This window comes from Allopontixanthobacter confluentis, assembly GCF_009827615.1.
GTDB lineage: Bacteria > Pseudomonadota > Alphaproteobacteria > Sphingomonadales > Sphingomonadaceae > Allopontixanthobacter > Allopontixanthobacter confluentis.
The window spans coordinates 1,620,949-1,634,836 of the sequence record NZ_WTYU01000001.1; the positions used below are offsets into that span (position 1 = coordinate 1,620,949).

The 13,888-nt window shown below is 59.7% G+C and carries 16 protein-coding genes and 1 other RNA gene; 11 read left to right on the forward strand and 6 right to left on the reverse strand.

Translation table 11 applies throughout. The annotated features are described in order from the left end of the window. Window positions 1-22: 22 nt before the first annotated feature. Window positions 23-427: a hypothetical protein gene (locus GRI44_RS07620; RefSeq protein WP_160600861.1), complete on the forward strand. Its 405-nt coding sequence runs from the start codon at window positions 23-25 to the stop codon at window positions 425-427. Between the two features lie 71 nt (window positions 428-498). Here GRI44_RS07620 and GRI44_RS07625 read toward each other — a convergent pair whose 3' ends face one another. Further along, on the reverse strand, window positions 499-2,604 hold the full coding sequence (locus GRI44_RS07625) for a malate synthase G (RefSeq protein WP_160600863.1): 2,106 nt from the start codon (window positions 2,602-2,604) through the stop codon (window positions 499-501). A gap of 175 nt (window positions 2,605-2,779) precedes the next feature. On the opposite strand from GRI44_RS07625, the gene GRI44_RS07630 reads away from it, so the two are divergent. From GRI44_RS07630 to GRI44_RS07645, 4 genes are all read left to right on the forward strand, one after another. Next, a complete protein-coding gene (locus GRI44_RS07630) occupies window positions 2,780-3,991 on the forward strand; it encodes a hydrolase (RefSeq protein WP_160600865.1) in 1,212 nt (403 codons plus the stop codon). Then, window positions 3,988-5,004, forward strand: coding sequence for an arginine N-succinyltransferase (locus tag GRI44_RS07635; protein ID WP_160600867.1), 1,017 nt, complete (start codon window positions 3,988-3,990; stop codon window positions 5,002-5,004). The genes GRI44_RS07630 and GRI44_RS07635 overlap by 4 nt, the downstream gene beginning before the upstream one ends. After that, a complete protein-coding gene (locus GRI44_RS07640; RefSeq protein ID WP_160600869.1) occupies window positions 5,001-6,254 on the forward strand; it encodes an N-succinylarginine dihydrolase in 1,254 nt (417 codons plus the stop codon). Before GRI44_RS07635 ends, GRI44_RS07640 begins: the two co-directional genes overlap by 4 nt. A gap of 105 nt (window positions 6,255-6,359) precedes the next feature. Further along, the gene (locus GRI44_RS07645) at window positions 6,360-6,605 is read left to right on the forward strand and encodes a hypothetical protein (protein WP_160600871.1); all 246 of its coding nucleotides are present in this window, start codon (window positions 6,360-6,362) and stop codon (window positions 6,603-6,605) included. A gap of 254 nt (window positions 6,606-6,859) precedes the next feature. Here the strand turns inward: GRI44_RS07645 and ssrA are convergent. Together ssrA and mscL are read right to left on the reverse strand one after the other, a co-directional pair. Continuing rightward, window positions 6,860-7,203: a transfer-messenger RNA gene (gene ssrA, locus GRI44_RS07650) on the reverse strand. Window positions 7,204-7,260: 57 nt separating this feature from the next. Next, complete coding sequence (gene mscL / locus GRI44_RS07655; RefSeq protein ID WP_160600873.1) at window positions 7,261-7,704, reverse strand: large conductance mechanosensitive channel protein MscL; 444 nt, start codon at window positions 7,702-7,704, stop codon at window positions 7,261-7,263. Between the two features lie 181 nt (window positions 7,705-7,885). Here mscL and GRI44_RS07660 point away from each other — a divergent pair, with 181 nt between their 5' ends. Genes GRI44_RS07660 through GRI44_RS07680 form a run of 5 tightly spaced genes read left to right on the forward strand, consistent with a single transcriptional unit; the run spans window position 7,886 to window position 11,416 of the window. Beyond that, window positions 7,886-8,497 (forward strand): LemA family protein, encoded by a 612-nt coding sequence (locus GRI44_RS07660; protein ID WP_160600875.1) that lies wholly within the window; start codon window positions 7,886-7,888, stop codon window positions 8,495-8,497. Window positions 8,498-8,507: 10 nt separating this feature from the next. Then, entirely contained in the window at window positions 8,508-9,398 is an 891-nt protein-coding gene (locus GRI44_RS07665) for a TPM domain-containing protein (protein WP_202386160.1), read from the forward strand. A gap of 1 nt (window position 9,399) precedes the next feature. Next, the gene (locus GRI44_RS07670; protein ID WP_160600877.1) at window positions 9,400-10,089 is read left to right on the forward strand and encodes a TPM domain-containing protein; all 690 of its coding nucleotides are present in this window, start codon (window positions 9,400-9,402) and stop codon (window positions 10,087-10,089) included. Beyond that, complete coding sequence (locus GRI44_RS07675) at window positions 10,089-10,637, forward strand: NUDIX hydrolase (RefSeq protein ID WP_160601356.1); 549 nt, start codon at window positions 10,089-10,091, stop codon at window positions 10,635-10,637. Before GRI44_RS07670 ends, GRI44_RS07675 begins: the two co-directional genes overlap by 1 nt. Next, complete coding sequence (locus tag GRI44_RS07680) at window positions 10,634-11,416, forward strand: SDR family oxidoreductase (protein ID WP_160600879.1); 783 nt, start codon at window positions 10,634-10,636, stop codon at window positions 11,414-11,416. Before GRI44_RS07675 ends, GRI44_RS07680 begins: the two co-directional genes overlap by 4 nt. Window positions 11,417-11,455: 39 nt before the next feature. On the opposite strand, the gene GRI44_RS07685 is transcribed toward GRI44_RS07680, so the two are convergent. Together GRI44_RS07685 and GRI44_RS13860 are read right to left on the reverse strand one after the other, a co-directional pair. Next, entirely contained in the window at window positions 11,456-11,674 is a 219-nt protein-coding gene (locus GRI44_RS07685; RefSeq protein ID WP_160600881.1) for a PspC domain-containing protein, read from the reverse strand. Beyond that, window positions 11,671-11,877 carry a hypothetical protein gene (locus GRI44_RS13860; protein ID WP_232843008.1) on the reverse strand — a complete coding sequence of 69 codons (207 nt, stop codon included), beginning with the start codon at window positions 11,875-11,877 and terminating at the stop codon, window positions 11,671-11,673. Before GRI44_RS13860 ends, GRI44_RS07685 begins: the two co-directional genes overlap by 4 nt. 171 nt (window positions 11,878-12,048) lie before the next feature. On the opposite strand from GRI44_RS13860, the gene recF reads away from it, so the two are divergent. Further along, window positions 12,049-13,134, forward strand: a complete 1,086-nt coding sequence (gene recF, locus GRI44_RS07690; RefSeq protein WP_160600883.1) for a DNA replication/repair protein RecF — start codon at window positions 12,049-12,051, stop codon at window positions 13,132-13,134. Here recF and GRI44_RS07695 read toward each other — a convergent pair. Next, window positions 13,131-13,850, reverse strand: coding sequence for an arylesterase (locus GRI44_RS07695; protein WP_202386162.1), 720 nt, complete (start codon window positions 13,848-13,850; stop codon window positions 13,131-13,133). The two genes, recF and GRI44_RS07695, sit on opposite strands and share 4 nt — an antisense overlap. Between the last annotated feature and the right edge of the window lie 38 nt (window positions 13,851-13,888).

Below are 13,888 nucleotides of genomic sequence, written 5' to 3' on the forward strand. Positions count from 1 at the left end.
CTTCGTAGTAACGGGGAAATATATGAAAAATCTGATGATCGTATCAACGCTGGCCGTGTTGGCAGCGTGTTCACCAGCAGACACCACCGACGAACCGGCGGCACCTGTCGAAGTGGTCGAAACAGAAGCGGCGATGACAGCGGCAGATGGCGGACCCACCACCGGCACATTCAAGGTTACCGATGCTGACGGCAAGGTGAGCATGGAAGTGCTGAATGCCGATGGCACCTATACGTCCACGACCGAGGGTGAAGAACCCAAAACCGGGAAATGGGAACAGAAATCCCCCAATTCCTATTGCGCCACGCCTGATGAAGAAGGTGCAGTCCAGAAATGCTACACCGAAACGGTCGACGCAAATGGCGTCTGGACATCGGTCGATCCCGACGATGGCAAATCATCCACCGTCGAACGCGTCGAAGCTTGAGCGGCGAGTTGATGGTCTGAAATATGGGGCATCGCGGCGACATTCGCTGCGATGCCCGATTTTCATGTGCTTCAGCAGCTGGCCTTTTTCGCCAGCCGGTATTGATGCAGCAGCGGTTCGGTATAGCCGCTGGGCTGCTGCGCCCCTTTGAACACCAGATCGCACGCGGCGCTGAACGCTATACCGTCCCAATTGCCTGCCATTGGCTGGTAGTCAGGATCGCCCGCGTTCTGTTCGTCCACCTTGGCTGCCATGCGTTTGAGAGCGTCCATCACCTGATCCTGCGTGCACACGCCGTGCAGCAGCCAGTTGGCCATGTGCTGGCTGGAAATACGCAGCGTGGCGCGGTCTTCCATCAGCCCCACATCGTGAATGTCGGGAACCTTGGAACAGCCAACGCCGGCATCAATCCAGCGGACCACGTAACCCAGCAGGCCTTGCGCGTTATTGTCCAGTTCCTCACGCACTTCTGCCTCACTCCAGTTCACGCCTTCAGCCAGCGGAATGGTCAGCAGCGTGTCGAGCCCTGGCACATCGCCCAGCCCTTTCTGCACTTCAAACACATCGGTGCGGTGATAATGGAGCGCATGCAGCGTGGCGGCAGTGGGCGAAGGCACCCAGGCGGTATTGGCGCCTGCCTTCAGATGGCCGATTTTTTCCCTCATCATCTGGCCCATCAGGTCAGGCGCGGCCCACATGCCCTTGCCAATCTGCGCCTTGCCTGACAGGCCATGGCGCAGGCCAATGCCCACATTGCGCGCTTCATAGGCAGCCAGCCAGGCGCTGGATTTCATCGCCCCTTTGCGCACCATGGGTCCGGCCTGCATGGACGTGTGAATTTCATCGCCGGTCCGGTCAAGGAAGCCGGTGTTGATGAATACGATCCGGTCTTTCACGGCGTGAATACACGCACCCAGATTGGCGCTGGTGCGGCGTTCTTCATCCATCACGCCGACCTTTACCGTGTGGCGCGGCAGTTCCAGCAAATCTTCCACCGCATCGAACAGATCATTGGTAAAGCCGCATTCTTCCGGCCCGTGCATCTTGGGTTTCACAATATAGATGCTGCCTTCGCGGCTATTGGAGTATTGCCCCAGCCCGCGCACATCATGGGCGCCAATGGCGCTGGTTATAACCGCATCCATGATGCCTTCGGGTATCTGCGAACCATCGGATAGCAGAATGGCAGGATTGGTCATCAGATGGCCGACATTGCGCACGAACAGCAGGCTGCGGCCCGGCAATTCGCGCTCGCTTCCTTCGGTCAGGAACACGCGCTTGTCACCCGCCAGCTTGCGCGTCAGCGTCTTGCCGCCTTTCTCGAAGCTTTCCTGCAGATCGCCCCGGATTACGCCAAGCCAGTTGCGATAGGCGGCCAGCTTGTCCTCTGCATCCACCGCGGCGACCGAATCTTCCAGATCGACAATCGCGGTCAGTGCCGATTCCAGCAAAATGTCGGCAATGCCTGCCTTGTCGGTTTTGCCAATCGGGCTGTCAGCATCGAAAATGACTTCGATGTGCAGACCATTGTTGCGGAACATGCGGCCCTTGTCCGTCTGGCCGACATATTGCCGGTCATCCGCGATGGGGATTGCGCCATCGGTTAGGGCCAGATCAGCCCAGCTGCCGCTTTTCAGCGGAACGGCTTCATCCAGAAATGCGCGGCCCGCCTTGATCACTGCCGCGCCCCTGTCGGGGTCGTAACCGGCTATTTTGGCAGCGGGCGCATCTTCCAGCGCATCCGTGCCATAAAATGCGTCATACAGGCTGCCCCAGCGTGCATTGGCGGCATTCAGCAGGAAACGCGCATTCAAGACCGGCACCACCAGTTGCGGGCCCGCCATGGTGGCAATTTCCGGATCGACATTCTGCGTGGCGATGGTGAAAGCATCAGGTTCTGCCACCAGATAGCCGATTTCCTGCAAAAAGGCGCGATAGGCAGCGGCATCATGCAGCTTGCCGCGCCGCTCGATATGCCATGCATCAATCTTGGCCTGCAAATCATCACGCCGCGCCAGTAGTGCGTGATTGCGCGGCGCAAATTCCGCCACAATTGCGGCGAAGCCCTGCCAGAAACCATCGCCATCATGGCCAAGGGGCGCAACAATTTCGCCCTCGACAAATTCGGCCAGCGCTGGATCAACCTGCAGTCCGGCGCGCGTTACATAATCGGTCATAAATCCTACCCGTTGTTCGGTCTGGCTGCCCGCTGGCAGCACTTGATATGCAGTGATTTTATCCGGGGGAGGAAGCCGCTCTATGCCGCTCGCCCGCCTGAAATGCAACGGCTTTACCCAGTTCAGTAGCGTGCAGGCTTGGCCGCAGCGCGTCACGGGGCTAGAGCGGTTGCAAATGCAACAAACAGAGCACGACACACACCCGCTGATCAGCGCAATCGACCAGGCCGCCATGCTGGCCCGTGTCCAGACATGGGGCGATATCAACACCGGCACTGCCAACCTTGCAGGGCTGGCACAGCAGGCGGCCTTGCTGGCCGATGCGTTCGCCGCCCTGCCCGGTGACGTGACGCTGGTGGATGCAGCGCCCGTCACCGCAATCGACGCATCTGGCGCGGAATTTGAAAAACAGCATGGCCAGCATCTGGTAGTATCCGTGCGGCCAGATGCGCCGCGGCGCCTGCTGTTCACAGGGCACATGGACACGGTTTTTCCGGTCGACCACCCTTTCCAGAGCCAGACCTGGCTGGATGCAGCCACGCTGAACGGGCCGGGTCTGGCGGATATGAAAGGCGGCATTGCCGTGATGCTGCACGCTTTGCTGGCGCTGGAAGCCAGCGGCGCTGCCAGCAGCATCGGTTATGATGTGTTGATCAATTCAGACGAGGAAACAGGCTCTCTGTCATCCTCTGCGCTGATCGACCAATTGGCGCAGGGCAAATATGCCGCCCTTACCTATGAGCCATCCGCCCTGCCCGATGGCACGCTGGCCCATGCCCGCGGCGGCACGGGTAATTATTCGCTCATCGTTAAAGGCAAATCCGCCCATGCCGGACGCAACCCGCAGGACGGGCGCAATGCGCTGGTTGCCGCAGCCGCGCTGGCGGTGGGGCTGAAAGCCATTGAAACGCCGGAATGCCCGGTAAACCCTGCCCGGATCGAAGGCGGCGCTGCCAATAATGTGGTGCCGGACAATGCCGTGCTGCGGTTCAACATTCGTCCGCGCGAGCCCGCCGCTGGCGCACAATTCGAAATGCGGATGCAGGAATTGATGCGCGATGTGCGGCAAAGCCATGACGTATCGGTAGAATTGCACGGCGGCGTTACCCGCCCGCCCAAGCCGGTGGACCGGCAGGCGCAGAAACTGTTTGATCTGGTGCGTGACTGCGGCGCATTGCTGGGCCAGACCATTGGCTGGCAATCCACCGGCGGCGTGTGCGATGGCAACAATATTGCCGCCTGCGGTGTGCCTGTGGTGGACACCATGGGCGTGCGCGGCGGCGCAATCCATTCGCCAGACGAATTCATGATAGTCCCTTCCCTGAAGGAACGTGCCGCACTGTCGGCATTGGTCCTTCAACGCCTTGCTTCCGGAGACGAGCTTTGACCTTTCGCCTGCGCGCCGCGCATTCTGACGATCTGGAACCGCTGTATGAAATGGCCAAGCTGACAGGCGGCGGCTTTACCAATCTGCCGCCGGATCGCACGGCGCTGGGCGCCAAGCTGGCGCGCGCGGCCACTGCCTTTGCGCGCACGGAAGATGGCGTTTGCGATGAACAATTCGTGCTGGTGCTGGAAAATACAGAAACCGGCGAAGTGCGCGGAACCTGCCAGCTGTTCACGCAGGTCGGCCAGCAATGGCCGTTCTATTCCTACCGGCTGAACACGCTGACCCAGCATTCGCAGGAACTGGACCGCACGGTGCGCGCCGAAATGCTCAGCCTGGTCACCGATCTGGAAGGCTCCAGCGAAGTGGGCGGGCTGTTCCTGCACCCCAATGAACGGGCCGGCGGGCTTGGCCTGCTGCTGGCGCGCAGCCGCTATCTGTTTATCGCCATGCACCGTGCGCGCTTTGCAGACCGGATTTTGGCGGAATTGCGCGGCATCATCGATGAACGCGGCGGATCGCCGTTCTGGGACGGTGTGGCAGGCCGGTTTTTCGGCATGACATTTCAGGAAGCGGATTATTTCAACGCCATCAATGGCAACCAGTTCATCGCCGACCTGATGCCGAAACACCCGGTCTATGTGGCCATGCTGTCCAAAACCGCGCGCAGCGCGATCGGCGTGCCGCACCCCTCGGGCCGCGCAGCCATGCGGATGCTGGAAAATGAGAATTTCGCGGCCGAAGGCTATGTCGATATTTTTGACGGCGGCCCGACCATGACCGCCAAGACAGACCGCGTCAAAAGCATCGCGGAAGCCGTCTCGGGCACGGTGGACCGGGTCGATCTGGAAAAGGGTGAACGCGCCTTGCTGGCGACTGGCCAGTTAAGCAATTTCCGTTCCTGTTACGGCGCCCGGCACATTTCCGAAGATGGCACGATATCGGTCAATTCGCAGGCGGCAGACACATTGGGCCTGTCCGCAGGTGACACGGTCTGGAGCGTTTCACGGTGAGCGCACAAGTCGAAATCAATTTCGATGGCATCGTTGGGCCATCGCATAATTACGCCGGTCTCAGCCTTGGCAATCTGGCAGCCACTGCCCATGCCGGTGAAACATCCTACCCGCGCGCCGCTGCGCTGCAGGGTCTCGACAAGATGCGCGGGAACATGGCCCTGGGGCTGACGCAGGGCTTCCTGCTGCCGCTGCCCCGCCCCAATACTTCATGGTTGCAGGCGCTGGGCGCGGATGAGACGATCGACCGCAGGCTGGTGGCCGCGGCTTGGTCTGCCAGTTCCATGTGGACAGCCAATGCCGCCACAGTCAGCCCGGCGGCTGATACCGCTGATGGGCGCTGCCACCTGACCCCGGCCAATCTGGTCACCATGCCCCACCGCGCGATGGAATGGCCCGATACCATGCGGCAATTGTTCGTGGCCTTTGGTGACGAGCAGCATTTTACCCTGCACACACCCGTCCCATCCAGTTTCGGCGATGAAGGCGCGGCCAATCATATGCGGTTTTGTGCCGGGCATGGTTCTGCCGGGGTGGAAGTGTTCGTTTACGGCCGCATGGGCGGCCCCTTCCCCGCACGCCAGCATGAACAGGCCAGCCGCGCCATTGCCCGCCTGCACGGGCTGGACCCGCAGCGCACGGTCTTCATCGAACAGAACCCTGACGCCATTGCCGCAGGCGCGTTTCACAATGACGTTGTCGCCGTGGCCAATGAACGGGTGCTGTTCACCCATTCGCTTGCCTTTACTGACCAGCATGGCGCTTATGATGCCATCCGCGCCCAATTCCCAGAACTGGAAGTAGTGGAAGTGCCTGCCAGCGCGGTCAGCCTGGAAGAAGCGATCAAGACCTATCTGTTCAACGCCCAGCTTCTCAGCCTGCCGACCGGCGAAATGGCGCTGGTAGTGCCGCTGGAATGCCAGGAAAGCACCGCAGTTCGCAGCTGGCTGGATGAAATGCTGGCCGGAAACGGGCCGATCCGCAAAGTTATTCCAGTGGATGTGCGCCAGAGCATGGCCAATGGCGGCGGCCCTGCCTGCCTGCGCCTGCGCGTTGTCGCGGACCCGGCAACAGTCGATCCGCGTTTCCTGCTGGATGGTGCGAAGGCCGACCGGATGGCAGAAGTGATCGGCAAGGTGTGGCCAGAGCAGATCGATACTGCGGACCTTGGCAGCGATGCGCTGGCGGCAGATGTGATCGCGGCGCGCCTGGCCCTGCTGGACATGCTGGATCTTTCCGTGCTGGCTTAACCGTCGGTTTACCTTACAATCACCCTTTGCGTTAACCTTCACCTCTGGCGGCGGTGCTGAACTGGCATGATGCTTGCTACTCAAGACGTTAACGAAAGGGTGAAGATGCTAGCCAAGATCAAACGTCTGTTTGTCATCAAGACGAATTGGGAAGCCTATCTCATCATATACGCGCTTGGCCTTGGCGCGGTGGAACGCGGCAGCAACTATCTCGTCCAATATCCCGGCTTTGGCGGCAAACTTCTGTTTCTGGCCTGCACTGGCGCGGTATTCCTGGCTGGCGCAAAGATCCTCGACTGCCTGAAACTGGAAAAGCAGGTGGAAGCTGCGAGAGACGCAAGCTCGGCCTGAAGGCTAATTCCGACTATTATGTAAGTGAGGGTTTCTGTTGCTACGTACCCTGCGCCTATTGTCAGGCGGAGGCTGAACCGAGCGCCTGCTTAGCTGTCGGTTCTCTCGTGCACGATCAAGGTAGAGGGTTTCTGTTGCTACGTACCCTGCGCCTATTGTCAGGCGGAGGCTGAACCGAGCGCTTGCTTGAATGTCGGTTCTCTCATGCACGATCAAGGTGGAGGGTTTCTGTTGCTACGTACCCTCCGGACGCCCGGTATCCGTTCTGTTGCCCGGTCGGTCCAACCGCGCTAAGGCTTTGTAAGATCAGGCCGTGAGGCCGTCAGATTACGCAGCGATTGCGAGTGCTTCGTTATCGTTTGCACTTATGTGTTGTGAGCTTTTTACGGGGATTCTCAACCCGGGCAAAAACAATGTCTTTGAACACACGTCGATCCTAGTTCGGCCCCGTCATCTGCCCCGTTTTACCGGGGTTTATGGTGGAGCCGCCGGGTACTGCCCCCGGGTCCGCTGCGTCTATTACACATCACAATTTATCGCCATATCCGGCCAAAGCCGGCAGCGCCTATATAGGCAGCTTCAGCTTAATGTGAAGTGACTGTGTTGCAGACAGCTGCCGATATCTGGCCCTGCCAGCGCAATGGGCGCGGCGGGCTTATTCCTGAACCGAGCCGCGCTTCTTCAATTCATCGCGGATTTCGGCGAGGAGTTCCACTTCGCTGGGGCCCGATGGTGCCGCTTTCTGCTCCTCGTGCTCCATCACCTTGTTGGCAGCGCGAACAACCAGAAAAATTACCCACGCAATGATGAGGAAATTGATCACCTGGGTCAGAAATTCCCCATAGCCGATCATGGCGACGCCGGCTTCCTTCAGCTGGGCATAATTGGCGACTTCACCCTCATACCCGTCAGGCACAGCGCCAAGGCGCAGGAAATAATTGGAAAAATCAATATCACCGAAAATCCATCCGATCAGCGGCATGATAATGCTTTCGGTCAGGGACGTGACGATCTTGCCAAAGGCTGCGCCAATTATCACCGCAACAGCCAGATCCAGCACATTACCGCGATTGATGAATTTCTTGAATTCTGCGAACATCAAACCTCCCCTTTGCATTGTCTGACACCGTCCCTGCCAGTCGATGGGATATTTTCCAAGTGGGCGCCGCTATGATGGTGCAGATACGCTTGAAAGCGGGCGCAGGTGTGCTATCTGTTTAACACAGACAGCCAGACGGGCTTGGCAGCGCCAAATGGCGCTTAGGGAAAGGATACCATTCATGAATTCCAGTGTTTTACGCCGCATGGCGTTTGTCGCCGCAGCATCTGTTGCGCTGACCGGTTGCGGGATCAATTCGGTCCCGACCAAGGAAGAAAACGTCAATGCCAAATGGGGCAACGTGCAGAGCGCATATCAGCGCCGTGCGGATCTTATCCCCAATCTGGTTGCAACGGTGAAGGCTGCCGCCGCGTCCGAAACGCAGATTCTGACCAATGTGACAGAAGCCCGCTCGCGTGCGACATCGGTTAACATCACCACTGATGATCTTTCCGATCCGGCCGAATTCCAGAAATTCCAGGAATCCCAGAACCAGCTGACGCAGGCCCTTGGCCAGCTTCGCAGCATCGTGGAAAATTACCCCCAGCTGCAAAGCCAGCAGGGTTTCCGTGATCTCAACGTGGCCCTGGAAGGCGCTGAAAACCAGATCAACACCGAACGCATGCGCTATAATGAAGCGGTGCAGGAATATAACACGGAAATTCGCACTTTCCCGTCCGTCATTGCGGCCAATGTCATTTATGGCGCCAAGCCCAAGCAGGCCTTTACCGCGCAGGCCGGTTCGGAAGTGGCCCCGACGGTGAATTTTGATACCCCGGCGGCGGCGAACTGATCGCATCACAATGACTGAGAACCGCATCGGTGCCGCTGCAAGGCCGGCATTTCTGACTGCCGACCGGGTTTTGACCCGGCTGGTTATCCTGCTGGCTGCTGCGGCGGCGCTGATGTGCCTGGCAGTGCCTGCCATGGCGCTGCCGGAACGGCCGGAAGGCCCGGTGCTTGATGCAGCCGATATGCTACCCCCTGCCGAAGAAGCCGCGCTGGACCAGCGGCTGCGCGATTATAATCGGGAAACGGGCCGCGCCATCATTGTTGTGACCGTGCCTGACCTGGGCGGCGAGGCGATTGAACCCTATGCCGTCAATCTGTTCGAAACATGGGGCATCGGCGGGGCCGAACTGGACCAGGGGCTGCTGCTGCTGGTGGCCAAGCAGGAACGCAAGATGCGGATCGAGGTCGGTTATGGCCTTCATCCCTACATTCCCGACATTCTGGCAGGCCGGATTATTGCAGAAACCATCACGCCGCGTTTCAAGGCGGGTGATTTTGCCGGCGGCATCATTGCCGGGGTGGATGACATTACCACGCAGCTGGACCGTGACCCGGCAGACGCCCGTGCGATTGCAGCAGCGGCAGAAGCCGCGGCGCAGCAGGAAACTTCGGGCGATGGCGGCAATATTGGCGGCGTGATCTTCTGGATCGTGCTGATCGTCTTTTTCATGATCGTATTCGGCAGCCGCGGCGGCGGCCGGCGCTATCGCGGCGGGGGCATGGGCAGCGGCGTTGGCGGCGCTGTCGGCAATATCATCCTGTGGGAAGCGCTCAATGCGGCAGCCCGCAGCAGCGGTCACGGCGGCGGCTTTGGCGGCGGCGGTGGCGGTTCTGGAGGCGGCGGATTTGGCGGATTTGGCGGCGGCATGTCCGGTGGCGGCGGCGCGAGCGGGGGCTGGTAAAATGGCAGTTTCCCGTAAACCCTATCTCGACGCCGCAGCCCATGATCTGGTCAGCAAGGCTGTGGCACAGGCTGAAACCACCACTTCTGGCGAAATCGTCACCGTTCTGGCTGAAAGGTCCGATGGATATAGCGACATTGCCCTGGCATGGGCCGTGCTGGCAGCATTCACCGTGCTGACAATCTTCTGCGTTTTTCCGCAGTTCTTCCTCGACAAGGCAGATTTCTTGCGCGGCGGCTGGGGCGAAGAATGGACGATTACGTCGATCCTCAGCCTGGCCACCGGGCTGGCGCTGGTCAAATTCCTCGCTGTATGGCTGTTCCAGCTGTGGGAGCCGGCCAAATTTGCGATGATCCCGCCCACTGTCAAAACAGCGCGGGTCCACCAGCGCGCAGTCACCCATTTCAAGGTTGGTGCGGAGCGCCGGACACATGGCCGCACCGGCGTGATGATCTATCTGTCCATGAGCGAACACCGCGCCGAAATCGTGGCGGATGCGCCCATCGCCCAGCTGGTTTCTGCCGAAGTATGGGGCGAGGCGATGGCCGATATGCTGGCCGAAATCAAACAGGGTAAAATTGCCGAGGGGATGGCTGCCGGTGTGCGCGATGTCGGTATTATCCTGTCGCAGCATTTCCCGCCTGACGAAAATGATGTGAATGAATTGCCCGACCGCCTGATCGAGGTGTGATGACTTTCCCCGACAGTGACGCGCCAGAAGAAATTGTCTGGCAGGGCAAATATGTCACCGCCAAGAAGCGGGGCCGCTGGGAATACGTCGGCAGGTCGCGCAACATTCGCGCCGCCGTGATTGTGGCGGTTGAAGATGGCCATGTCCTTCTGGTGGAACAATTCCGTGTGCCGCTGGGCCGCAATTGCCTGGAACTTCCCGCTGGTCTCATCGGCGATGATGATGGCGAGGAAGACGAGGACACGCTGACCGCTGCGGCGCGCGAGCTGGAAGAAGAAACAGGCTACCGCGCCAGCACACTCACCGATCTGGGCTGTTTCTATTCATCACCCGGCATGGTCAGCGAAAGCTTCACCCTGGTGCGGGCAAGCGGGCTGGAAAAAATCCACGAAGGCGGCGGGGTCGAAGGCGAGAATATCACCGTCCACCGTGTATCCCTTGCCGGAATGGCTGAATTCATCGACAGTAAGCGCGCGGCCAATGTCGCGATTGATGTCCGCATGCTGTTATTGCTGGGCGCAGGAATTTTGGGAGAGGAACAGGCATGAGCGGACGGGTTTCAGGCAAGCTGGCATTGGTGACAGGCGCAGCCCAGGGGTTGGGGCGCGCCCATTGCACCTATCTGGCCCGCGAGGGTGCGCGGGTGCTGTGTACCGATATGAATGCCAATGGTGCTGCGGAAACTGCGGCGCAGATCAATGCGGAAATGGGGTCTGGCACTGCCTATTCGCTGCAGCATGATGTCACCAGCCAGCACGATTGGGCTGCGGCAATTGATGCTGCGCGTGACCAGTTAGGCGGATTGTCAGTGTTGGTGAACAATGCCGGCATCGGCGTGAACGGCAATATTGAAACCTGCACTTTTGAAGACTGGCGCAAGGCATTTGCCGTCAATGTGGACAGTGCATTTCTGGGCTGTCAGGCGGCATTGCCGCTGATGAAAGACCATCAGCCCGGCTCCATCATCAATATTTCATCCATCGCGGGCCTGATCGCCAGTGATACGATGCCTGCCTATAATGCGTCCAAGGCGGCAATCTGGATGTTGAGCAAATCGGTCGCCCTTTATTGCGCCAAGCGCGGGTGGGACATCCGCAGCAATTCTGTACACCCCACCTTCGTCGACACGCCGATCCTGGATGGCATCGGCCAGAAGGCGGGGTTGGAAAAAGACGTGATCATGGGCAAACTCGCCCGTCAAATTCCCCTGGGCCGGGTGGGCGAACCTGTCGATATCGCCATGGGTGTGGTCTATCTCGCCAGCGATGAAAGCCGCTTCATGACTGGCGCGGAACTGAAACTGGATGGCGGCATTTCCGCCATGTAACTGGGTGTTGGTGGGGTGAGAGGACCCTCTCGGGTCCTCTCAGTCAGCAATCAACGCAATTGCGATATATACCAGCAGCAAGGAACCGAAGCCGAGCAAGGTGCCGGCGACAAAGCCGATGCGGACCCATGTGGCATCAATGCCGAAGTAATTGGCAATTCCGGCGCATACACCCCAGATCTTGCCCTGCGAACGATCGAGCCTGAAAGACTTTGTCGCGCTCACATCGGCGGATGAATAACGGTCAAGCTGGCTCATGCGAATACACCCGAAGTCACGACAGTCTGGCTGGCTGGTGCGATGGCAACGGCGAGGAACACTGCGGAGATTGCGATCGAAGTTACAGCGGCGAAGAGGCGAGCGCTGAGGTTGTTTACTTGCTTCATGGTCATATTCCTTTTCAAATTTTTTTCCTGGACCGTTCCAGAAAAACCACCGGTTGTTGGTGATGCCACTACCATTGCAGGAGGCGTGCCAGTTTTGAAAATCGGCGCAATTCAGCCATTGTTCAGCTTCCGGAATTGATAGCGATAAACAATAATTCCGGAAAATTGGTATTTTTCACCAACTATTGGAATTGTTGATTTCTATTGGCGCAGAACAATAGCGCAGGGTAATGCGCAGGGCACCCCATGGCCCTCGACCAGATCACCCTTTCCCACTTCCGCAATCACCGCGAAACCCGTCTTGACGGGGCGCGCAAGTTCAATTTGCTGGTGGGTGAAAATGGTGCGGGCAAAACCAATATTCTCGAAGCATTGTCGCTGTTTGCGCCCGGACGCGGCCTCAGGCGCGCAGCCCTGCCTGAGATGGCGGATGCAAAGGGCCCGGGCGGATTTTCCATCGGCGCTTCGCTGATTGACGGGGCGGGCAATGATCCGGTGCGGCTGGGCACCTATACCGAAGCTGCGCGGCAGGGCCGGCGGCTGGTACAGGTCAATGGGGCAGATGCCAGCGCGGTCAGCCTGGGTGAATGGCTGGCGATCGGCTGGCTGACCCCGGCGATGGACCGGTTGTTTAACGATAGTGCGGGCGCAAGACGGCGGTTCATGGACCGTATGGCTCTCGCGCTTGATCCGATGCACGCCCGCCATGCCACAAGATTTGAAAATGCCTTGCGGGAACGCAATCGCCTGCTGTCCGATGACCGCCCGCCCGAAGCAGCGTGGCTGGACGGGGTCGAGGCGCAACTGGCTGACCATGGCGCGATGCTGACGCAGGGCCGCGCCCGGCTGATCGGGGCGCTGGGCGCGGAAATAACCACTTTGCCAGCCCAACCCTTCGCCCGCCCTGCCCTTGTCTACGCCGCAGGCGGACCCATCGACAGGGCCAGTCTGGCAGAGGCATTTCGAACTGGCCGGAACCGTGACCGCGCGGCTGGCCGCACGCTGACTGGCCCCCATCGCGACGAGTTGGCCGTGACCATGTCCGGCAAGAACGCGCCTGCCGCCGCCTGTTCCACAGGCGAACAGAAAGCCATGCTCATTGCCATCACCCTGGCCCATGCAGCGCTGGCCGCGCGCGGCCGCCCCAACCTGTTACTGCTGGACGAAGTGGCTGCTCATCTGGATCCGGTAAGGCGCGCCAGCCTGTTTGAACGGCTGCGTGACAATGGCGCACAGGTCTGGCTGACAGGCACGGAACTTGCCCCCTTTGCCGACATCCGCGACGAAGCCGCGGTCTGGCAGGTTACTGACGGCCAGCTAGAACGGCTCTAGCTGCCGTTTTTACCTTCTTCAGGCTTTTCCGGCAGCGCATCCGCAACCTTGCCCACAGTGGACGCGACCAGCACTTCGATGCCTTCCGCCGTGGGGTGAATACGGTCTGGCTGAATCAGTTCCGGTCTGTCGAACACAGGTTCGATGAAGAAGGGCACCAGCGCGGCGCCATATTGTCTGGCCAGCGCCGGATATGCACCGTCAAATTCGCGCACAAAATCTGCCCCCAGATTGGGCGGTGCGCGCATGCCCATCAGCAGCACCGGGATCTTGCGCCTGGCAAGTTCGTCCAGCATGGCGGCCAGATTGGCGCGGGTTTCAGATGGCGGCAGGTTACGCAGCAGATCATTGCCGCCCAGTTCCAGAATAACCAGTTCCGGCTGCACTTTCTGCGCATCCAGCGTGAAGGCCAGCCGTTGCAGGCCCGCAGCAGAGGTGTCGCCCGATACGCCTGCATTGGCGACCCGTGCATTGATACCGCGCGCGCGCAATGCCGCTTCCAGCCGGGCGGGGTAACTTTCCCCCTTATCGACGTTATAGCCTGCAAACAGACTGTCGCCGAATGCCAGAATCTGCCGCTCCGACCCCATTACCGCTGCCTCGGCCGGCATTCCGGCATTTGCCGCAGGTTCAGAAACCACTGCCTGTTCGGGTGCCTGTGTGCCGCAGGCAGCCAGCAAGATTACCGGAATTATCGACCAAACGCGTATTGTCATCTGCGAGTCTCCTTGTCGCGGCCCCCTGCCTATGCCAT